The 22616-nt window shown below is 59.8% G+C and carries 18 protein-coding genes; 2 read left to right on the forward strand and 16 right to left on the reverse strand.

Going from position 1 to position 22616, the window contains the following annotated elements:
- Positions 1–5 precede the first annotated feature (5 nt).
- Positions 6–1610, forward strand: coding sequence for a gamma-glutamyltransferase family protein (locus C8N42_RS04110; RefSeq protein WP_170109191.1), 1605 nt, complete (start codon positions 6–8; stop codon positions 1608–1610).
- On the opposite strand, the gene C8N42_RS04115 is transcribed toward C8N42_RS04110, so the two are convergent.
- From C8N42_RS04115 to C8N42_RS04155, 9 genes are all read right to left on the reverse strand, one after another.
- A complete protein-coding gene (locus C8N42_RS04115) occupies positions 1604–2599 on the reverse strand; it encodes an ABC transporter ATP-binding protein (RefSeq protein ID WP_107815274.1) in 996 nt (331 codons plus the stop codon). The two genes, C8N42_RS04110 and C8N42_RS04115, sit on opposite strands and share 7 nt — an antisense overlap.
- Positions 2596–3591 carry an ABC transporter ATP-binding protein gene (locus C8N42_RS04120; protein WP_107815275.1) on the reverse strand — a complete coding sequence of 332 codons (996 nt, stop codon included), beginning with the start codon at positions 3589–3591 and terminating at the stop codon, positions 2596–2598. The genes C8N42_RS04115 and C8N42_RS04120 overlap by 4 nt, the downstream gene beginning before the upstream one ends.
- Positions 3592–3602: 11 nt before the next feature.
- Positions 3603–4433 (reverse strand): ABC transporter permease, encoded by an 831-nt coding sequence (locus C8N42_RS04125; RefSeq protein ID WP_211309142.1) that lies wholly within the window; start codon positions 4431–4433, stop codon positions 3603–3605.
- 13 nt (positions 4434–4446) lie between these two features.
- Positions 4447–5388, reverse strand: coding sequence for an ABC transporter permease (locus tag C8N42_RS04130; protein ID WP_107815277.1), 942 nt, complete (start codon positions 5386–5388; stop codon positions 4447–4449).
- A 68-nt stretch (positions 5389–5456) separates the two neighbouring features.
- Complete coding sequence (locus tag C8N42_RS04135) at positions 5457–7043, reverse strand: ABC transporter substrate-binding protein (RefSeq protein WP_107815278.1); 1587 nt, start codon at positions 7041–7043, stop codon at positions 5457–5459.
- 156 nt (positions 7044–7199) lie between these two features.
- Positions 7200–8342, reverse strand: a complete 1143-nt coding sequence (locus C8N42_RS04140; RefSeq protein WP_107815279.1) for an NAD(P)/FAD-dependent oxidoreductase — start codon at positions 8340–8342, stop codon at positions 7200–7202.
- Positions 8343–10076, reverse strand: coding sequence for a hydantoinase B/oxoprolinase family protein (locus C8N42_RS04145; protein WP_107815280.1), 1734 nt, complete (start codon positions 10074–10076; stop codon positions 8343–8345).
- Positions 10073–12118, reverse strand: coding sequence for a hydantoinase/oxoprolinase family protein (locus C8N42_RS04150; RefSeq protein WP_107815281.1), 2046 nt, complete (start codon positions 12116–12118; stop codon positions 10073–10075). Before C8N42_RS04150 ends, C8N42_RS04145 begins: the two co-directional genes overlap by 4 nt.
- Positions 12119–12132: 14 nt before the next feature.
- Positions 12133–13326, reverse strand: a complete 1194-nt coding sequence (locus C8N42_RS04155; protein ID WP_107815282.1) for a diaminopropionate ammonia-lyase — start codon at positions 13324–13326, stop codon at positions 12133–12135.
- Positions 13327–13582: 256 nt separating this feature from the next.
- Between C8N42_RS04155 and C8N42_RS04160 the strand changes: the two genes are divergently transcribed.
- On the forward strand, positions 13583–14215 hold the full coding sequence (locus C8N42_RS04160; protein WP_107815283.1) for a helix-turn-helix domain-containing protein: 633 nt from the start codon (positions 13583–13585) through the stop codon (positions 14213–14215).
- 22 nt (positions 14216–14237) lie between these two features.
- Here C8N42_RS04160 and C8N42_RS04165 read toward each other — a convergent pair whose 3' ends face one another.
- The 7 genes from C8N42_RS04165 to C8N42_RS04195 form a co-directional block, all read right to left on the reverse strand.
- Complete coding sequence (locus C8N42_RS04165; protein ID WP_170109192.1) at positions 14238–15857, reverse strand: GMC family oxidoreductase; 1620 nt, start codon at positions 15855–15857, stop codon at positions 14238–14240.
- A gap of 20 nt (positions 15858–15877) precedes the next feature.
- The gene (locus tag C8N42_RS04170) at positions 15878–16630 is read right to left on the reverse strand and encodes an SDR family NAD(P)-dependent oxidoreductase (RefSeq protein WP_107815382.1); all 753 of its coding nucleotides are present in this window, start codon (positions 16628–16630) and stop codon (positions 15878–15880) included.
- A 227-nt stretch (positions 16631–16857) separates the two neighbouring features.
- A complete protein-coding gene (locus C8N42_RS04175; RefSeq protein WP_107815285.1) occupies positions 16858–17454 on the reverse strand; it encodes a biliverdin-producing heme oxygenase in 597 nt (198 codons plus the stop codon).
- 57 nt (positions 17455–17511) lie between these two features.
- Positions 17512–20124: a TonB-dependent receptor gene (locus C8N42_RS04180; RefSeq protein WP_170109193.1), complete on the reverse strand. Its 2613-nt coding sequence runs from the start codon at positions 20122–20124 to the stop codon at positions 17512–17514.
- Positions 20125–20233: 109 nt separating this feature from the next.
- A complete protein-coding gene (locus C8N42_RS04185) occupies positions 20234–21166 on the reverse strand; it encodes a FecR family protein (protein ID WP_107815287.1) in 933 nt (310 codons plus the stop codon).
- 81 nt (positions 21167–21247) lie between these two features.
- Positions 21248–21757 carry an RNA polymerase sigma factor gene (locus C8N42_RS04190; protein ID WP_146168238.1) on the reverse strand — a complete coding sequence of 170 codons (510 nt, stop codon included), beginning with the start codon at positions 21755–21757 and terminating at the stop codon, positions 21248–21250.
- Positions 21758–21995: 238 nt separating this feature from the next.
- Complete coding sequence (locus C8N42_RS04195) at positions 21996–22442, reverse strand: hypothetical protein (RefSeq protein WP_107815289.1); 447 nt, start codon at positions 22440–22442, stop codon at positions 21996–21998.
- Between the last annotated feature and the right edge of the window lie 174 nt (positions 22443–22616).

Here is a 22616-nt window from a genome sequence, read left to right on the forward strand (position 1 = left end):
CCAAGATGCTTGGCCTGAAATCCGACCCGTGGTTCGAGAACGGACAGAAAAAGGCCGTTCTGGCCTCTGACGCGATGATCGTCGCGCCCAGCCCGCAAGCCACGCTTGCCGGTTACGATATGCTGCGTGCCGGCGGCTCGGCCATGGATGCGGCAATTGCCGCCATGGGCGTGACCAGCGTGGTCGAAGCTTCGCAGGCCGGACCGGGCGGCGATTGTTTTGCGCTCATTTTCGATCCGAAATCCGGGCTTCACGCCTATAACGGTTCGGGCCGGCCCCCCATGGCGCTGACCGCCGACGCCCTGCGCGCAGAAGGCCATCAGGTGGTGCCCCGGGTCAGCCCCCATTCGGTGACGGTCCCCGGCGCAATCGAGGCCTGGTGCCGGCTGCACCGGGATTTCGGGCGCAAGGATCTGGCGGACGTTCTCGCCGCCGGGATCCATTATGCCGAAGACGGCTTTGTCCTTCATCCGCGCGTGGTGCGCGACTGGCACGAAAGCCGCGATCTTCTGATCGCCCGCCCAGAGACCGCCCGCCATTTTCTGAAAAACGGCCAGCCGCCACAGATCGGCGACCGCTGGGCCCTGCCCGGCTATGGCGCAGTTTTGCGTTCGGTGGCCCATCAGGGACCCGACGCTTTCTATCAGGGGGCCTTTGCCGAACGCCTGGTGGGCTTTCTGCGCGATCTTGGCGGTGCTCATACCCTTGCGGATTTTGCCGGTCATCAGGGCGAGTACGTTCCCCCGGCCTCGGTCGACGCCTATGGGCAAAGCTTTTATGAATGCCCACCGAACGGCCAGGGTCTGTCGGCCCTGGCACTCATCCGCATGGTCGAGACTGCCCTGTCGGACACAACACTGAACAGTCTTGATGGTCATCACCTTTTGTCCGAGGCCAGCAAAATCGCCTTTGCCCTGCGCGACGATCTGATTGCTCAGCCCGAGGCCATGACCCGCTCCGTCGACGACATCCTCTCCGATGCTGCCCTTGCCCGGATGCTGAACCATGTGAGCAGCGACACGGTGCGCCCGCGACGCCCGGCCACCGATTACCTGCCCGAGCACAAAGATACCTCCTATGTCACCGTGGTGGATCGCGACGGCATGGCGGTCAGTCTGATCTCTTCGGTTTTCACCGATTTCGGCAGCACATTGGTCGAACCGGAAAGTGGCATCATCCTGCAAAACCGCGGGGCCGGGTTCTCTTTGATCCCCGGTCACCCGAACGAACTGGCCCCGGGCAAGCGCCCGCTGCACACGATCATCCCCGGAATGGCGCTCAAGGATGGCAAGCCCAGCCTCAGCTTCGGCGTGACAGGCGGAGATTATCAACCGGTGGGTCATGCTGTGCTGGCGCAGGGCATTTTCGCCGAAGGACTCGACCCGCAGGAAGCGCTGAACATGCCGCGCAGCCATTGCATGAAAGACCAGATCAGTGTTGAAGAGGTGCTTGCCCCCGAGATCCGCACGGGCCTTGCCGAAAAGGGGCATAATCTTGCTCTCTCGACCCACCCGATCGGCGGCGGCCATGCGATTTTTGTCGATCAGACCCGTGGGGTTCTGGTCGGCGGCACGGACAGCCGCCGGGATGGGATCGTCGCGGGTTACTGAGCCTCGACCATGTGACAGGCCACCACTTGCCCACCCGTCTGAATTTTCGGCGGGCGGGTGCTCCGGCATAACTCGCTCGCCATCTGGCAGCGCGGCGCAAAAGGACAGCCGGTGCCGGCGTTGCGATCGAAACTGTCGGGCAGCACGATCTGCTCTTTTTCCATGCCCGGATGGCTGCGCGGGATCGCCGAGATCAGCGCCTTGGTATAGGGATGTTTCGGGGCGTGTATTACGTCGCGCGTCGGACCGATTTCGACGATCATCCCCGCATACATCACCGCCACGCGTTGGGAGACATATTCGACCACCGCCATGTCATGGGTCACGAAAAGCATGGCAAGTCCCAGATCGCGCTGCAAATCCAGAAACAGGTTCAGCACATCCGCCTGAACCGAGACATCCAGCGCAGACACCGGTTCATCGCAGATCAAAAGATCGGGTTGCAGGGCGAGCGCTCTGGCGATGCCGATCCGCTGCCGCTGTCCACCCGAAAAATCGCGGGAGGTGCGGTCAAGCTGATCCGGGCGTAATCCGACCCGCGACACCAGATCGAGAATGCGTGCTTTCTGCTCTACCTTGGGCAGTCCGGCATTCGCCATCGGTTCGGCCAGAATATTGCGCACCGGCATCAAGGGATTGAGCGACGCATAGGGGTCCTGAAACACCATCTGCATATGTTCGCGGATCTTACGCAGATCGGCTCGGGTTGCATTGGTCAAACGGCGTCCGTTGACGAAAACTGTCCCGTCATCCACCTCGGTCAGCCCCATGATCGCACGTGACAGCGTGGTCTTGCCACAGCCGGATTCTCCTACAAGGCCAAGCACTTCGCCTTTTTCAACCGACAAAGACACATCGTCCAGCGCATGGACAAAACGCGTCTTGCGCGTCTCAGGGTCGCGGCCGGTCGCATAGGCTTTTTTGAGACCGACGACCTCAAGCGCCTTGGCTTGCAACGTCACGGCAGGCTTTGGGGCGGACTGGCTCATTCTGGCTCCTCGGAATTGTGACAGGCCACGCTCTGGTTCTCGCTGGTGGTCGACAGCGGCGGCACATCCTTAAAGCAGAATTCGGTGGCGTGCTCGCAGCGACCGGAAAAGATGCAACCCCGTCGGCCTGGTTCAAAATGTTCGACAATGCCAGGAATGCCCGCGATCCGGACATGTTCGTCCTCTTGGCTTGCCGTCAGGCTCGTCCCCAGACGGGGCATCGAGGCCAGCAGCGCCTTGGTATAGGGGTGGCGCGGACGATCGAAAATATCTTCGACACGCCCCTCCTCGACCTTATAGCCCGCATACATGACGACCACCCGATGCGCGATCTCGGCCACGACACCGAAGTCATGCGTAATCAACAGGATCGCCGTGCCGTTTCTTTCATTGATCTCCCGCAAAACCGACAAAATCTGCGCCTGAACCGTCACATCGAGGGCCGTCGTGGGCTCATCAGCAATGATCAGCTGCGGTTCGGCGATCAGGGCTAGCGCGATCACCACCCTTTGCCTTTGCCCGCCCGACAACTGATGCGGATAGGCCCGCATCTTGTCCTCGGGATACGGCAGATTCACCTGACGCAGGATATCGAGTGCCCGCGCCCGGGCCACGCGGGGGCTGAGCCCATAGTGGATTTCCAACGGCTCGGCCACCTGGGCCCCGATAGTCATCGTCGGATTGAGCGCCGTCATGGGCTCTTGAAAAATCATCGAAATCTCGCGCCCGCGAATCTTGCGCATCTTGCGTTCCGGCAGGTTCTGAATCTCACGACCGTTGAGCTTGATCGTGCCTCCCTTCACGCGCCCGCGTCCCTCCGGCAACAGACCGGAAATGGAATAGGAGGTCGCGCTTTTCCCACAGCCGGATTCACCGACCAGCGCAACGATTTCCCCCGGCTGTATCTCCAGATTCAGCCCGTTGACCGCGCGCACAGCGGAGGCGCCGGAGCCGAATTCGGTCACAAGCCCATCAAGCGACAATAGCGACATGACACACTCCTTTAGCGCGAAGACGCCAGAAAACGTCGGTTGAACCCGTTGCCAAGCAGGGTGATCCCCAGAACGGTCAGGCTCAGCAAAATGCCGGGAAAGAGGATCAGAGACGGGTGGATTTGAAAGAAAAGCTGGCCGTCGGCGATCACATTCCCCCAGCTCGGAATCTCAGGCGGAACGCCGGCGCCGAGGAAAGACAGCATGGATTCCGTGATCATTGCACTTGCCGCCACAAAGGTCAGCTGCACCATGACCGGGGCGATGATATTGGGCAGGATATGGCGCCACAGAAGCATCGGCAGCGTCGTGTTCATGGTGATCGCAGCCTCGACAAAGGGCTTTTCGCGCAGCGACAACACATGGGCGCGGACCACCCGGGTGACCCGCGGAATTTCGGTGATGGTGATTACGAACAGGATGTTCATCAGGCTCGGCCCGGTCAACGCCATCATGGCAATCGCCAAAAGGATCGGCGGGATGGACATCAACCCGTCCATGACACGCATGATGACCCCGTCCGTGCCCCGCAGAAAGCTGGCAACCATGCCCAGAAACAGCCCCGCCACACCAGTAATGACAGCGACCGTCACCGCCACGATCAGCGAAATGCGCCCGCCATAGAGCGTCCGGCTCCAGACGTCCCGGCCCAGCATATCGGTGCCAAACCACGCCTCCGCCCCCGGAGCAAGCAGGCGTTTGGCCGGGTTTAGATGGGTCGGATCGACCGTATGCCAGAGCGGCGCGCCTATGGCGGAAATTGCAATGAGGGTCAAAAGCAGCGCCCCGAGCCAGAGCGGAGGGTTGCGGCGGATTTCAGAAACCAGACGGCGGAAAAACATGCGATCGCCCCTGTTAATAGGTGATGCGAGGGTCAAAGACGACATAGCAGATATCCACCAGTAGATTGACGAGGATGTAGATCAGCGACATCAGGACAACGACGCCTTGAATGACGGGGTAATCCCGCTGAGAAATCGCATCGACGGTCAGCCGCCCCAGCCCCGGAATGGCAAAAACGGCTTCGGTCACGACAACCCCGCTGACCAGCGCGGCAAAGGTCATTCCGACCACCGTCACGATCGGCACGGCGGCATTGCGCATCACATGTCGGGCCACAAGGCGCGACATGGACATGCCTTTGGAGCGTGCAGTGCGGATGTAATCCTGATCCAGCACATCGATCACCGCATCCCGGCTCACCCGGGCAATCCAACCGGCAAAGACCGGGGTCAGCGCGAGCGACGGTAGAAACATTTTCGACAGGAAAGGCCAAAGCCCTTCAGAGATCGGGGTGAATCCCATCACCGGCAGAAGATGCAGCTTGAGAGACAAGCCCCAGATCAGCAAATAGGCCAGCACGAAAACCGGCACGGAAAAGCCGAACACCGCCAGCCCTTCAACCAGCTTGTTCACAAGCCCACGCGGACGCAGCCCGCCCCAGATGCCCAAAGGCAGACCAATCCCGACAGAGAGAACCATCGCACACACCGTGAGCGAAAGCGTCGCCTCAAGACGCTGTCCGATCAGCGTCACCACCGGCAGTTTGGTCAGGATCGAGGTGCCCAGATCTCCGGTCATGATCCCGCCGAGCCAGTGCAGATAGCGCAGGATGAACGGATCGTTCAGCCCCATCTGATCCCGGATCGCGTCGAGATCGGCAAGCGAGGCCTGATCCCCGGCAAGGACCCGCGCAGGATCGCCGCCCGCCAGCGCCATCAGGGAAAAAATGACAAAGGACACCACGAAAAGCGTAGGCACGGTCGCACCGATGCGTTTCAGAATGTAGGTTAGCATGGATATGTCTTCCGTCGACCGTTTGGGTCTCCGGCGCGGCCGTCACCGCGCCGGAGGATATCAGAGCATCACTCTTTCGTGGCACCCCAGAAGACCGGTGTCGAGGTCTTGTAGTTGAAGCCGACAAGCGAGGTCCGCATCGCCACCGGCTGTGAGAACACGCCCCAGAGCAGCGTTGGCAGGCTTGCCTGCGCCAGCACGTTGATCTGATCGACCATGTCCTGGCGTTTTGCAGGGTCGGTTTCACTGGTGAAGGCATCCTGAAGGGCGCGCATCTCTTCGTCACAGGACCAGCCGGCGTAGTCCATGTTACAGTTGTTGTTCAGGTAAAGATGCGCCACCGGCGACGAGGTGTCCATCGCCGAAAGATAGGAAATAAAGGCCGACCAGCCCCCCTCAGATACCGGGGCTTTCGAGGCGCGGCGTTCAAAGAGCGTGTTCAGATCCATCACGTCGACACGCACGGGAATACCCGCCTCGCCCAGTTCCTGCTTGATCACCTGAGCGGCGTTCACCGCCAGATCGTCATCACTGGTCAAAAGTACCATTTCCTCACCGGCATACCCGGATTCGGTCAAAAGCGCCTTGGCCTTGTCTAGATCGCGCACTTTATATTGTTCACCGCCTTTATGGGCCTCGAATGGCGTGCCGCAGGAGAAGAACGACGTACAATCAGGATCCTGATCCTCCGGAGACACACCTGCCCCGGTCATGATTTCACCACGGTCCAGCGCATAGGCCACGGCCTGACGCACCTTCGGATTGTCGAACGGCGGCTGCAAATGGTTGAAGCGCATCAGGCCGATGTTCCCGGCATTGGGGCCCGGATCAAGCACGTCGATATCGGGATTGGCACGCAGCACCGGCAAGAGATCGAAGGGCGGATATTGCAGGAAGTCGAGCTCGCCGGTTTGAATCCCCGCAATCTGCGAGGCGGCATCGGAGACCGACACCAGTTCGATCGGCGTCACAGCGGTCTTGTCTCCGAACATGCCCGACGGCGCCTCATCGCGTGAGACAAAATTCGGGTTCGGTTTGAAGACGGCCTTGCTGCCCGGCGCGAATTCGTCTGCGATGAAAAGATACGGGCCAGAGCCCAGAACCTCGGTATTCGCTTCGGTCACGGGCTTGTCGGCCAGCGCTTTCGGCATGATAAAGGGCACCGGCGAGCCTTCTTTCGAGAGGGCATCCAGAACCATGCTGAACGGCTTGGCCAGTTTCAGCTCGACAGTCAGAGGATCGAGCGCCGTCAGGCTTTCTGCCGCCGCCATCATCTGACCGCCCAGCCCGTCGCGCTGGCTCCAGCGGGTGATAGACGCCACGACATCGTCCGAGGTCACCGGCGTCTCATCCGACCAGATCAGCCCGTCGCGCAACACGAACGTATAGATCAGCCCATCGTCGGACACGGTGTAGCTGTCCAGCATCTGTGGCTTGATTTCGCCTTCGCCATCGCGGGCAAACAACGTGTCATAGACCATAAAACCAAAGGTTCGGGTGGCATAGGAAGACGAAGAGATCGGATCGAGCACCTGCAGGTCACCCCCCAGGACCGCCCGGATCTCATCGGCGCGCGCCGCGCCGCTCAACGCCAATGTGGTCACCGCCATGGCAACCGACGCAGTCAACGTCTTTTTCAGTGTGTGCATGGTCATTTCTTATCTCCTGTTGGATGGATATACGGCGGTTTTTCCCGCCAGGTCTTTTCCTGCAGTCTACACTTTTCTTTTTGTTTTGCGTATTTTTCTTATAGGAAATTTATCATCATTCCGTGAAACCCCTCATTTTGACCAAAGGGGCACGGTCTGCGATCAAAATAGGGGCAGTGGCTGTTCCTCCAGACCGGCCGCCCATGTGGCGACCTCAGCGGTTGGACGATCCTCAAGCACCGCCTGCACCACACCTGAAGCGATCAGGGGGGCCAGCTTGAAACCGTGACCGGAACAGGCCGAAATCGCAAAGCCGCGGGCACCGGGTTGAACAAGTCGGAATGTTTCATCATCCGTCACAGTGTAAAAACAGGCTTTCGGATCGATGATCCGGTAGTCGTCCACATTGCGATAGGCCTTTTGCATCGCAGCCCAGATCGGCGCGATATCGTCATCGGTCGCCATCCGGTCCTCATCGGGATTCCCCGTCAGCGAAAAGCGATGATCCCCGATTTTAAGCCGTGTCCCGCAACGCGGCGGCAGACAGTAAAGCCCCGCCTCCTTTTCCCGGACCACGACGACGGGGGCGCTCTGCCAGCTCTTCATCAGCGTCGGCGGCGGTGCCAGATAGAGGACGGCCTGACGCGAGGGGACGGCGACACCGTCAAGCTCGGGCACCAGACGACTGATCCACGCGCCCGCTGCGACAATCACCTTATCGGCCTCCTCAACCCCTTTGTCAGTCGTGATTTTCCCAGCTTCGGGGTCTACGGACTGCACTGGGGTAAAAGCGTTGAGCTCGACGCCCATCAGGGTCAGATGCACCACCAGATCAGTCAGAATCCGACGCGGAAACAACAGGCCCGAACCACCCACCTCAACCGCACGGAAAATGCCATCGGGGTTCAGCACCGGTAAACGATCCGCCACCTCAGTCGCGCTCAGCTCCTTGCAGGGGACCCCCAGTTCAGCCAGCTGGCGGGTGGTGTTGTCATACCAGTCGTCTTCGTGCCGCAGCACATAAATACCGCCTGTCTCTTCGTAATGTCTGACACCCAGATCGGCCCAAAGCGCATCCCAAGCGCGAAACGCATCCGGCATCAACCGGGCATAACCATTGAGCTTGCCATAGGCATGGCGGTTGATCCGGTGTTCATCGAAGGACGAAGACACCGGGTTGGGGATCGGCCCCTGATCAAAAAGGCGGACTTTCACGCCACGCTTCGCCAGCGCCCAGGAGAGGCTCAGCCCCATGATCCCGGCGCCGACAACGATCACGGTTTCGACAGACGTTTTGCCCGACATTCAGGCCTCCTTCACTTGCGGGTAATGGGCGCGGAGATAGTCCGCCGTATATTTTCCTGAGGTGCGGTCCCCCTCGATGGCCAAAGCGTCGCGCTGCTCCGGCGCGCCATAGCCTCCGGCTCCGGCGGTTTCGACGGTCACCGCCTGTTCTGGCGAAACCCCGGTCAGGCCGGGTTTGGTGTCCATCGGCTGACGACCGGCATCACTGTCCAAAAAGAACCCGCCCTTGCCGCCTTCCGCCCCACCGAACACGCCCCATGGCGCGTTCAGAAAGCGTTCGCCCTGCCCGGTGAAAACCGCAGTATGACCGACCGGACGGATCGTCCGGCGCAAACCCAAGCCACCGCGATACATCCCCGCCCCACCGGAGTTTTCAACGAATTCATAGGATTCGACCAGCAAGGGATATTCCGTCTCGATCGCTTCGACAGGCAGGTTCGACGTGTTGATCAGATGGACCTGAACCCCATCCTTGCCGTCTTTTGCAGCCCGGCCACCAAAGCCGCCGCCAACCGTTTCGAGATAGACGTAATCCTTGCCGGTCTCGGGATCGCGCCCAGAAAACACCACCATGGTATTGGCCCCGTTAGCCGCCCCCACCGCTTTGTCGGGCAGCGCCGGCGCCAAGGCGCCCAGCACCACATCGATGACTCGCTGACAGGTATTGGCCCGCCCCGCCACCGCCGCCGGGAAAGCGGCACGCAACATAGACCCTTCGGGAGCCTCGATCTCGATCGCATCCAACATCCCCTGGTTCGAAGGAATATTCGGATCGAGAAGCGCCCGCATCGCGTAGACGACCGACGATTGCAGCGCCCGGAACGGCACGTTGATATTACCACGCACCATCGGGTTCGAGCCCTCGAAATCACATTGAATCCGGCCTTCATGGGCCGGATCGCCCACGGTGACCGCCAGACGGATCGGTATATTCATCGCCCCGAACCCGTCATCATCCATGACGTCCTCGAAAACATAGCGACCCGGCGGAATCTGCGAGATGGCATCGGTCATCCGGGTATAGGTTCGCGCAAGGATCTGTTCGAAAGCCTGCTCCAGCGCCGAGATCCCGTGGCGTTCGGCCAATTCATGAATGCGGCGCTCCCCCAATCGGCAGGCTGCAATCTGGGCGTTGTAATCGCCGCGCCGCTCTTCCGGCACACGGGCATTCAGAAGCACCAGATCGAAAATGTCCTCATTCACCCGATAATCCGTCAACAACCGCACCGGCGGGATACGAAGACCTTCCTGATAGATTTCGGTCATGCCCCCCGACATCGACCCCGGCGCCATACCACCAATATCGGCATGATGGGCGATGTTGCACATGAAGCACAAAAGCTTGCCATCCACGAAAACCGGCATGGAAAAATTCACGTCCGGCAGGTGAGAGCCGTCTGCAACATAGGGATCGTTCGAAATGAAAACATCCCCGGGCCTGAACGCGTCGAGCGGATATTTCCGCAACAGCGCCCCGGTCAGCCCCAGCATGGAGGACAGGTGGATCGGCTGTGAACGTTCGCACAGGCTGATCATCCGCCCCTTGGGGTCGATCAGCGCCGTGGAATGGTCATTGCGCTCCTTGATGTTGGTCGAGAAGGCGCTTTTCATCAGGGCGATATAGGTCTCGTCCGCCACGGAACGCAGGCCGGACAGGATGATTTCCAGCGTCACGGCGTCCAATTCGGACGCATCGGCAAAGACGGGAGAGGTGATATAATCGGGTGCGGTCATTGGTCGATCTCAATGATGAGGGACGCGTCTTCGGTCACCCGGGCGTGATCCCCCGGGAACAGAACCGTCGTTGTGTCGAGCTGTTCGATGATGGCGGGGCCCGCGATTTCCTGCCCGGCCTGGAAGCCGGTGCGGTCATAGACTGGCGTGTCCACGGCACCGGATCGGTCGAACCAGACGTCGCGGCGCTCAAAGGGGTCCGGCACGCCACCCTCACCCGCCTCAAGCATACCGAACCGTGCGGCCGCATTGTGCCGCCCCGACGCAGCAAGCTGGACCGAAGTCACTTCGATCTCCGCCGTCTTATTATCGAAACCATAGGTCTGGCGATGCGCCTCGGAGAAGGCGTCGCGCAAGGCGCCGAGATCGAAAGGTGCCTCAGGATCGAAGGCCACCGGGATCTCAAAATTCTGACCTGCATAGCGCATGTCGAGCCGCGCTCGGATCACCCGCCCCTCTGTGCGCACCTCCTGTGAGGTGAACCAGCCATCGGCCTCTGCCGAGAGCACCGCCCAGGCGGGCATCAGCCGATCAGGCAAGGACGCATCCAGCGCGCAGTGCAGCGGACGCACGAAATGTTCCAACTGATCGGCAACGATCAGCCCCTGCGCGCAGAGAATCCCCGGATGCGGCGGCACGACCACACGCGGAATACTCAGCGCCCGCGCCACCGCCGAAGCGTGCAGCGGGCCCGCGCCGCCATAGGCGATCAGCGTCAGATTGCGCGGATCATAGCCCTTCTCGACCGAAATCGCCCGAATGCCACGCACCATGTTCACCACCGCGATGTCGATGATCCCAAGCGCTGTCCAGATGTGCGACAGACCGATCTTTTCGGCCAGATCCGTAACCACGGCCTCGGCCAGATCCCGACGCATCGGCATATCACCGGCCAGAAGCCCCCTCGATGACAACCGCCCCAGGATGACATTGGCATCCGAGACCGTTGGCAAATCGCCGCCCCGGTCGTAACAGGCCGGTCCGGGGAAGGCCCCGGCACTTTGCGGCCCGACTTTCAAAAGCCCGTCACTATCCACCCAGGCAATCGAGCCGCCGCCCGCACCGATGGCGTCGATATCGACCGAGGGCATCCGCACCGGATAGCCTTCGACCCAGCGTTCATTCACCGTGCGCGTCTGATACTCCCAGATCAAAGCCACATCCGAACTTGTCCCGCCGATGTCGAGGCTGATGGCCGCCGGCTCGCCCGCGGCCTTCAGCTCATGCACCGCACCGGCCACCCCGGCGGCGGGACCGGACAAGGCGGTCCGGATCGGGAATTCGCGCGCCCGCGCAGCGGTGATCAGCCCACCGGAGGATTGGTTGATCCCAAGCGGTGTCTCTCCCGCAAGGTCGCGCACCCCGGTCTCCAGACTTTCGAGATAGGCATCGAGCACCGGTTGCAGACAGGCGTTCAGCACCGTGGTCGACAGCCGCTCATATTCACGAAACTCCGGGCGCACCTCGCTCGACAGGGATACGGGAACCCCGGGCATCGCCGCTTTCAGCGCAGCCCCCAGAGCCTGTTCATGCGAGGGGTCGAGATGCGAAAATAGCAGACAGACCGCCACGGCATCGGGTTTGCTTGCCGCCACCTCTGTGACCACCCGGGCGATTTCCTCCGCCCCCAGCGGGGTCACAATACGACCGCCCCGGGTAATCCGTTCTGTCACTTCGAAACGCCGCTCCCGCGGCACCAGAGGCATTGGGAAATCTTTCTGAAGATCGTAAATCTCCGGTCGCACCTGTCGCCCGATCTCCAGAAGATCACGGAACCCTTTGGTGACGATCAGACTGACACGACCGCCCTTGTTCTCGATCAGCGCATTGGTTGCGACCGTGGTGCCATGGGCGATCCGGTCGAACGCCATGGGATCGAGCCCGAATTTCTCGCAAAGCTCCATGATCCCGGCAAGAATGGCCTGCGACGGATTATGCGGCGTCGAGGGACGTTTGTGATAACAGGTCCGCCCTTCGTCAGGATTATGTGCGCAAAGGTCGGTAAAGGTTCCGCCGACGTCAATGCCAAGTGTCCAGCTCATCTTTCCTATCCCGCTTATACCGAAACGGCGCCGAAGTCGGCAAAATCCGGCAGGCCCGCGTCCGACAGATCCCGCGAGCACAACGCATCGTAACTGATGCGGTCCACCGGCCCTTCCGTCGCGATGACCAGAACCCGCGATTGTGACGTCAGCCCGATCCTGGCGCGTCGCTCCTCATCACGGCTCACCGCAACCAGACCGGCGAGCCCCGCGATCCCACTGTCACCGATCTCGACCGGCGCATCACCGAATGCGCCCTCACGGACGCCCTGCATGGTCCAGATCGCCATCGTGTCGGGGATCGACATATAAGCATCCGTGCCGAAAGCAATGACCGGCCAGGCCACGCCCGAGACCTCGCCCACGGACAGGCCGGACATGATGGTATCAAGGTCTCCCCCGATCAGAACCGGCGAACCGGCGCGTGCGGATGCGATCAGACAGGCGGCCTCGACCGGCTCCACAATGATGAATTTCGGCGCATCAGTGCTGTTATCTCGCTCGCGCAGCCAACCTACCACCGCAGCCGCCAGACCGCCGCATCCCCCCTGAATGAACACATGGGTCGGCATATCGCACTGAGGCTTCGCCCCGAACATCTCTTCGAGCATCACACCGTATCCCGCCATGACATTGATCGGGTTTGGATTTTCGTTATTGGCCGTGTCAGGCACCAGCAACCAGCCGTTTTCGCGGGCCATTTTATCCGCCGTCGCGGTGCTGAGATCGTAGTTTCCGTCAACCCGCACCACCTCGGCACCCTGTGCTTCGATCAACTCCTGTCGGTTCTGCGACACTCCGGCATGTAAAAAGACGATGCAGCGCACCCCCGCCTGTTTCGCCCCCCAGGCTAAAGACAACCCGTGGTTCCCGTCCGATGCCGTCACAGCGACCAGATCGTTCAGAGGTCCTTCATGTGCCTCCAATGCACGTTGCAGCGCATAGGCACCGCCAAGCGCTTTGAAACTGCCGATCTCAAAGCGATCCCCTTCGTATTTACAGAGAATCTCCTGCACGCCGCAGCGTTCGGCAAGTCCGGCGAAATCCAGAACAGGGGTCGGCCTATACCCGTCCCACTCGGTGATCCGTTCGACCGCCTCGCCTGCCAGACCATGCCCAACAATACGCTGAAGCGCTACGGGATAGGGCTGCCCTTTCTGCCGCAGGGTGCTGATATGGATATCGGGGCAAGGCAAACGATTGGCCACTGGATTCTCTCCTGATTAACTTTCTTATGCTTTAAGCGTTTTTTTCGATTTTGAAAGATTTTTCTTATAGGAAAATTATAGAAATTCATTTGGTTGCATTTTCACTTGGAAAAAAATATCTTTCTGCGTGAAATTTCAGCAAAGTCGGCCAATTCACCCGGCCTGCGTCGGGAAGCCCCCGCTTTGCGATCAATTGTGTTAAGACAGGAAGTGCCCTGCACGCGACAGGCATCGGGCAAGAACAGGCGACAAGACGATGAGCAATAAAGAACTGACAGAAAAGCTCGGCACCCGGCTTCGTGAATGGCGGACCGTCCGAGGGCTCACCCTTTCGCAGGTCAGCGAGTCCACAGGGGTGGCCCCCTCCTCGCTTTCAAAGATCGAAAACGGTCTGGTTTCAGTCTCTTACCATACGCTCAAGCGTATCTGTGACGGGCTTGGAATGCCGATCGAGGACATCATCAACCCGCAACACCGCACCATCGCACCCGGGCGCCGCACCGTGACGCGCGATCAGGACGTGTCCTATTTCTCCTGCCCGCAATACATCTACGGTGTCCACGGCACCGATATCTCCCGAAAGGAAATGATTCCTTTGGAAATGGAAGTTCTGGCGCGCAGCCCGGATGATTTTGACGCCTGGAACCGCCACGAGGGAGAGGAATTGATCTATGTCCTCTCCGGCGAGATCGAAGCCCATACCGAATTCTATGCGCCAACCCGGCTCAAGGCGGGGGAGAGCATGTATTTCGACAGTTCCATGGGCCATATGTATGTTTCGGTCGGCGATCAAAACGCCCGCATCCTGTCGGTCTGTTATGATCCCAGGGCAGCTCAGGACAATCTGGACGACTTCCTGAAGGCCACCCCAATGGAAAATAAAGATTAGAACTGAGGCCGCGCCCGCAGGGTCACAGACCCGGGCGCTCCGGTTTGGGCAGGCGATCAGGGTCTCCGTAGCGGATCGCCGCCGCGCCACGTTCCCCGATCATCATCGCCGGCGCATTGGTATTGCCAGAAACGATAGAGGGCATCACCGAACAATCGACCACCCTGAGCCCGTCGAGCCCACGCACCCGCAGATGTTGGTCGACCACCGCCATCTCGTCCGTCCCCATTTTACAAGTGCCGACCGGGTGGTAATCAGTCTTGGCCATGTCTTTGACATAGCGTGCAACAGCATCGAAGCCCTGTGCTTCGGGACCCGGAAACACCTCGCCGTCATGGAGATCCGCAAAAGACGGCGCGTTCATGATCGCCCGCCCCAGCTCGATCGCGGCAACGTTGTGGGCGATGTCGTCCGGGTGAGAGAAAAAGTTAGGATCCACCTTCGGCGCGTCTTTCGGATCGGTCGAGGCCAGCCGCACCTCGCCGCGGCTTTTGGGCCGCACATAGGAACAGAGCACGGTGACCGCATGTCCCTCAATCCCCTGATGCGAATCAAGCGCAACCGGCATGAAATGCAGCTGGACATCCGGCCAGTCCTCGTTCCCTTCGGAGCTGTAAAACGCCCCGCCTTCGCAGGCATTCGACGTGGCAGGACCGGTTTTAAACATCATGTATTCAAGCCCGTGCACCGCCATATGCAGGCCTTTGTCATGCCCGGTGTAAGAGATCGGCTCTTTGATTTTCACGCAGACATAGGCATCGACATGGTCATGGAGATTCTTGCCCACCCCCGGCAGATGATGCACCGGCTCGACCCCATCGGAAGCCAGCTCCGCACGGTCTCCAACCCCGGACAGCATCAGAAGTTTTGCGGTGTTGATCGCGCCAGCTGAAAGAACCACTTCCTTCTTCGCAAGGATGCGCTCCACCCCCTGATCCGTAACGATCTCGACCCCGATGGCACGCGTCCCCTCGAAGATCACCCGCTTGACCAGCGTCTCCGTCCGCAGCGTCAGGTTCCTACGCCCCGCCATCGCCGGATAAAGATAAGCATGTGCCGAAGAACAGCGCTCGGCATTGCGCTGCGTCACCTGATAGAGCCCGGCCCCGCTTTGCGTTTCACCATTGAAATCAGTATTGTATCTAAGCCCCGCCTCTTGCGCTGCACGCACGAAAAGCCGCGATAGCGGACTGGGAGAAATCTGATCGGACACACCAAGCGGACCACCGGCGCTGTGAAACGCATCGACAAGCCGCTCGTTATCTTCGCAGGCCTTGAAAAAAGGCAGAACATGATCCCAGGACCACAAATCGTTGCCCGCTTCGGCCCATGCGTCATAATCGCGCCGATTGCCACGGATATAAACCATGCCGTTCACGGCGCTGCCGCCCCCGACCATTTTGCCCTGCGCCATCGGCACGGAACGACCGTCCGCCGCGCCCTGCGGTTCGGTCATCCATTCCCAGCGGTGCTTGTCACTTTGCAGCTTGGCAAACCCCGCGGGCCAGCGCACGAAAATGGAATCGTTGTGACGACCGGCTTCAATGATCAGAACCGACGTCTCCGGATCTTCGCTCAACCTTGAGGCGACGACACAGCCAGCAGACCCTGCGCCAATCACGATATAGTCGAAGTCTTTCATTGGCTCGGCCTTCCCTATTGTCATACCAGACAGACACCGCCGGTCGTATTGACGGCTTGTCCCGTCATGAACCCTGCCCCATCGGAACAGAGAAACAGTGCCACCGGCACCACATCCTCAACGCTTTCCAACCGCCCCATCGGGGTCATCGCGACGTATTCTTCGCGGATATGATCGGCAGAGACGCCGCGCCGCGCCATGTCCCAGCCGATTTCCCGGACCTGCATACCCGTCTCGGTAAAGCCCGGACAGATCACATTGGCGCGCACGCCCATCGGCGCCACTTCTCTGGCCAAAGACTGGGTCCAGCCGATCACCCCCGCCTTCGAAGCCGCATAGGCGCCGAACAACGGCGGACCGATCTTGCCAGCCATCGCAGAGATATTCAGAACACAGCCATGCCCCTGCGCCGCAAAACGTTTCATCGCCTCAGCATTGGTCAGCCAGACCCCTCGCAAGTTGGTGTCGATCGCAGCATCCCAATCCGTCTCGGTGATCTCAAGCACGCCGCCCATCGACGACACCGCCGCAGAACAGACAAGAATGTCGAGCACCCCGATCCCGGCGAAGCCTGCCGAGACACTCTCCTTGTTGCGCACATCCATGAGAATTTTGCGCTCCGTCGCCAAAGGCGCGGCCTGAAGTGCCTCCGCGTCGATATCCGCGATATAGGTCTCAGCGCCTTGTGCCTCGAACGCCCGCGCAAGAGCAAGGCCGATTCCGGCTGCGCCGCCAGTCACAAGGACAGTTTTCCCACCAAATTCACAAGTCATCAAAGTGCCAATCTGCATGATTTTCGGCAATATGATATTGTCATTCAAAAATTTGCAAGTTTTTTTCGTATAGGAAAAATATTTCCCAAGATAAATACAAGCTCTTATCCGAACAAATGGCTTGAAGGTGCTCAAGGGAGGTTTTCAACTATGCGCGGCCCGCCCCTGCCACAAGGCGGCAGGAACAGACCTGAAACGCAAAGGCAGGCCGATCAGAGACGCATGGTTCAACCCAGATGACGCCGCACCAGCGTCTGAACACGGGCAAAGGCGGTCTCGGCAGCGGCAATCGCGCGGACCTCTTCCGCCTCGTTCAGCACGACCCCGTTCAGCGTCTCCTTGAAGGCCTTCCAATAGGGTGCGCGCCCCTCGGGCGGCTCGGCCAGATGCCGCGCGCCATGGGCTTCGGACAGCCCCATCTTCTTGGCGTATTTAAGCAGGAAAGCCGCGCCGAGGTTCGATCCCTCGACCACGTAGAGCCAACCCAGAGCTTCGGGGACGCCAAGGCCTTCCGGGCTGGCTGTCGCGGGGGCTTCGTCATAGTCCGGGGCCTTCAACCCGAGATCGGCCAGATCCTGGCCCACCGCCTCAAGGCGACAACGTCCTGTCAGCCCCGGAAAAAGACCCGCCAGATCGGATTGCTCATAGAGCGGCGCGACATCGCGGTGAATGCCGTGTTGAACCGCGAGAAAGCGACCGTAGTTCTCGACGCTCTCGAATGGTTTGGCTGCCATGATCGACTGATCGAGCTGCTCATGTGTCGGATGCGTCGCCGCGCGCAGACGGTCGGAAAGGAGTGCGGGGATGGTGGTTTGTGTGTTCATGTCGAGCCTGTGAGAAAGGAAAAGAAACCGGGCGCGGCGACACGCCCGGCCATGGGATCAGAAGGTGGTCGTCAGACCGACGCGGAAGGTCCGACCGGGCGCAGGAACGGCATTGGCATATCCGCTGCCGATATCGAGATAGTATTGGTCGGTCACATTCTCGACGCTGAAGTCGATGCTGAATGTCTCATTCACCTCATAACTGCCGAAAAGATCGACCGTCGAATATGGAACATTGATGTATTCCACATAGTTGTAAGGTTCGCCGTTCATCCAGTAAGCCGTGTCGAAAGCGCTTTCGGTCACCTTGGTGTAACGCACGCCCAGATCCAGCTTTTCTTGCATGAAGCGCGCACCAAGCGTCAGCACATGCATGAATTCCGGGGCGCTCGGGATACCATAGGCATCATTGATGCCTCCGGAGAAGCCGGGATGGCAGCCGACGATATCGTTTCTGGAAGGCGAGAGCGGGGAGCCGCACAATTCCGCTTTGGTGTAGTGGGTCAGGCTGTACTCCGTATAGACCCGGCCCATATCGTAATTCAGCGCCAGTTCGATCCCGCGATAGGTCAGGCTCGGCATATTGGCAAACCCCGGAAAATAGCCGTTACCGCTGATGTAGTCCGTATATTCCTTGTCGAAGTAGCTGATCTTGGCGCCAAGGAAATCCCCGCTGCGCCACAGATCACTGCCACTATAGGTCAGGCCGATTTCCCAACTGCGCAGTTTCTCCGGTCGGATTGCCGCGCCATCAGCATTCGAGTTGCGCAACAGCTCCTCGCGCGCAGTCGGCGCGCGCCAGCCGTCCGCGAAACTGGCGAAAGCCTGTGCACCCTGCCAGGGCAGAGATGCCGTCAGGGCGAAATTATAGCTATTGCCCGAACCATCGGAATTCATCACCGAAGACGCATTTGTGCCCAAGGTCGATGACGGGTCCCTCTCCAGTTCATAGCGGTCATGACGCACCCCGGCCTGAGCGGAGAGCCAGGGAGTAATATCCGTGTTCAGATTTGCGTACAGACCAGTTGTTTCCCGCGTCGAACCGGTCACATCGCGCGACCCATCGGAACCACCGCCACTGGCCGTTACCCTGTCCCGCATGAATTGTGCGCCGAAGGTCAGGCTGCTGCTGCGTGAAAAGAGATCGAAACGGCTGGTATTTTCCACTCGAATCCCGGTCGTCTCCGTTTCCGAATCCTGACCGATTGCAGCCCGGTACTCGTCAATCGTGCCACGCCAGACATCCACGCTCAGATCAATCAGAAGACTGTCCTGCGGAACCCAGTTCCAATGCAACCCGTAGGTTTCCTGATCCGTCGTGCTCGGAGCGTAATAGGGCGTGTAGCGCGCAATTTCGTAATTGGTTGCCCGGAAGCTGCCATACCAGCTGTCGTATTTGCTGTATTTCAGTTCCAGCGTCTGATCGTAGCCAAGATCAATTTCCGATTTGACCAGATAGCTTTCCGTTTTACTGAATGTCCCGAAGGCCTCGCTGTCGGGATGGAAAATCGTCAGGTCGTCATACCCATACATGTACGACCCATCCGCGAAATAATACGTCCGGGGAATTTCACCATTCGAACCGGTTTCGTAATTGCCGTTTTCGCGACGAGCATACCCGAAGGTAAAGGCCAGCCGATCGTTCGGCTGCCATCCGGCCAGGAGCGAGGCGGCATAGTCGTGTCCCGGAACACCTTCCCGATAGGCCGGATCAAAAGCGGCATATGCTCTTCTGTGGGCTTCCCCGAGGCAATAATCCGGCGCCGTGTCCGTTCCGTCACAAGAATCGAACCGGCTTCCGTCACCATCGGCCTGCCCGAAGGACAGCCGGGTTCTGATCCCCCAGGCCTTGCCCTCTTTGATCAGATCATCCGCGGAATATGTTGCCATCGCGATCCGCCCACCGATGGCGCTGCCCCCGGTCATGGCGGTGGATTTGTTGACCTCGTAGCCCGCTATGAAATCGGGATCGAGATAGAATTGCGTCGAAGTCCCCCCGTAACCTTTGTAGACCGAGGAGGAGTTTTCCATTCCGTCCACGGTCAGGCTCACCCGCCCCATGCCCTGAGCGCCGCGAATGTTCGGGTCGACGGACATGGTCGAGTGGTTGTTTCCCGCAATGACCCCCGGCACGCCGTCGAGAATATCCCCGGTGCTGCTCGGAGCGACCCGTCCCAGCATTTCGCCGTCCACGGTGAATGTCGCGCCGGGCTCGGAATAGGTGGCCTCAGAGGAAAAGCCCCCGTGGACCGTGATCGGATCGAGCATGATACCATCGACGGGAAGATCGGCGCTCCCGGCCTGTCCCGTCGCGCCACCGGTGATGCTGACCGTGTTGGCATTGGTGAAGCGATAGCTCAGCCCGGTGCCGGAAAGCAGGCGGCTCAGCGCCGCGCGCGCGCTCAGAGGTCCGTTCACCGCCGGGCTTTGCAGCCCTTCTGTGATCCGGTCGTCAACGAACACCTGCAACCCGCTGATGCGCGAAAACTGTACCAGCGCGCGCGAAAGCGGCTGGGCGGGAATGGCATAGCTTTGTTGTGCGGCAACATCTTGCGCCATGGCGGGCTGGATGGCCACGGGGCCAGCCAGCGCCGTACTCAGCAACAGGATTGTCGCGATACGGCAGGTCTGCCCATGTCGCGTGCCGTCTTTCTTTCGGGGGCCTCTCATCCGATGGTCCTTCCTCGTTTTCATTCTGTCCCACGAGGCGCTTCACGCGCCTTCACAAGGTCTGACCCGCGAGAAAAGAAAGGTAATTAATAATTTCTTATATTTTTTATCAGCTATAGAGAACAGAGAGGCCGGCCGGCAGGTCGACCCGCTTCAGTCCCAATGTTTCGGTGATGGTCTCAAGCGCCGCTTCCGGCGCTTTGGCATTGAACACGGCGGTGACGGGAATCTCTGCAGTCGCCGCGTTCCACACAGAAATCTTCCCGCCGCGATAACGCGCGATCTGATCGAGCACGTCGCGCAAAGGCGTGGCACGGAAGACCAGCCTGCCCTGTCGCCACGCACCGATGTCGGCGCTTTCGACTTCCGCAGCCGGATAGAGCCGCTCTGCATCGAACCTCGCCTGCCAGCCCTGCTCCAGTCGGATCTCCCCCCGCCGATAAACACGCACGGACACCGCATGTTCGGCCACGGCGACCTGCCCCCCGCCTGTCCCGATGTTCACGTTGAAAGCGGTGCCGAGCGCGGTGATCTGCACCCCCGACGCCTCGACGACAAAGGGCCGTTCCCTCTCCCCGGCCACGGTGAAATAGGCCTCGCCCGCCAACAGGTGTACGCGGCGGGATTCCTCGCCGAAGTCCACCCCTAGCGCCGAACGTCCACCGAGATTGACACGCGATCCGTCCGCCAGAGTGATGTCGCGCATTTCTCCGGCAGTGGTTTTGTAATCGGCACCGAATTCCGGTCGCGTGACATGCCGGCCCGCCGCCCCGGCCATCCCTGCCCCGACAAGCACCCCCAGAGCGTTGCGCCGCGTGATCCGCCTGTCACGCTGCCGGAGCGCGGCAATCTCCGTGCTGACCGGATCGAAACTGTCCCACAGGGCTTCGGCCTCCGCCCAGGCCGCACGATGCTGCGGCCCCTGCCCGAGCCAATGCGCGAAGGCGGCACGATCCGTTGCGTTGCAATGTTCGTCGCCCAAACGGACAAGCCATTCCAACGCCTCGCGCAACAAGGGATTTTCACTGGTTTCCTGTGTCATGGTGTTTCAGGCGTATGGTCTCTACCGATACAGACACGCCAGATTTCAGACCTCATTAAAAGTTTTCCACATTTCGCAAAATCATTTCATCGCCCGGCGCAGGTCTGCCAGCGCGTTGACGATCTGCACCATCACGGTGTTTCGGGAAATCTCCAGCTTTGCGGCGATCTGGTCATAGGTCAGACCTTCGAAACGGTGCAGGATGAATATCTGTCGCCGCCGGGGAGGCAGGGCGATGATCGCTTTCAGGATGTCGTGAAGCGTTTGTCGCGAGATCAGGGCGATTTCGGGGCTGGGATGGTCGTCTCCGATCGCCTCGATCACATCCCGCTCAAACGCGATTTCAATACCCTGGCGTTGGTGACGCAAATGGTTCAGCGCCAGATTGCGCGCGATCCGCGTCAGATAAGCTTCATATGAGGCGATCCCCCCGCCCGACCTCGCGCCCGTTTCGCTGGCCAACAGGCGCAGGAAAGTATCCTGCACCAGTTCGTCGGCCGTGGCATGGTTCCCCGTCAAACGCATGATCAGACGCCACAAGCGTCCTCGCTCGGCGACATAGATCTTGTCGAGATGAGAGGTTGTCACCATCGGTCCGAAAGCCAAAAGGGGAAAGAGATCGGGCTGTCGGAGAAAGATGGCTGCCAAGGCCCCTAGTGCATGTGACCTGCGATAGCAAGATTCTTGTGATGGCTCGCGTGATATGTGGTCTTGGCTGAGGTGCCATTGCAACGTCTGAAAATCTGCGCAAATGCGAGATCAACACAATTTCGCTGCACCGATCAACAGACCGGCGCAGCGATCATTTTGATAGCCAGGGCAGACTCTATCAAAACTCGCGTTTACGGCTCTGAATCTCGCCTTCGGGCCGCACATCGTCATCCGGCGCCGCAGCAAAACCATGTGCAGGCATAAGGATTCCGAGGTGGCGATAGGGAATATCCGAAAGGACGGTAAAACGCAGTTGATCACCCTTGTCGAGCATGTAGGCGTCGCCCGGCTCGGCAATGAATTTGCCACTGACCCAATCGCCCATACTGTAAGAAGACCAGTATTCCACCTGAATCTTACCCTTCAGGGCGATATGGAGGCCTGTCGCCCAGACGCCATAGCGCGGGGTGACGGATCCGGCCGCGTAGTCTTCGACCAGCACATGACAGGCCGGATCCCACAGCTTGCGCTTGATCGCGAGATCAATACCGAAACCAGCCGAAGGCTGCATCAGCTTGCTCATTTCGTCTTCGTCGACCTCAAAGACGCTTCTCATCAACTTCATGGAATGGACTCCTTTTCATTCATTTCGTTTGGGGAGCAGGCACAGACCTCGACGTGGAAAAGCATCCGGATCGACCGCGACCCGGTCAGAAGAGTTTCCTGTCAAAGCCCTTAACCCATCGAAAATGCGTGGTTTTCGCGACTTAAGAACCAAGCGTATCGCTTCAGCCTTTCG

The organism is Celeribacter persicus, assembly GCF_003050785.1.
GTDB classification, from domain to species: domain Bacteria; phylum Pseudomonadota; class Alphaproteobacteria; order Rhodobacterales; family Rhodobacteraceae; genus Celeribacter; species Celeribacter persicus.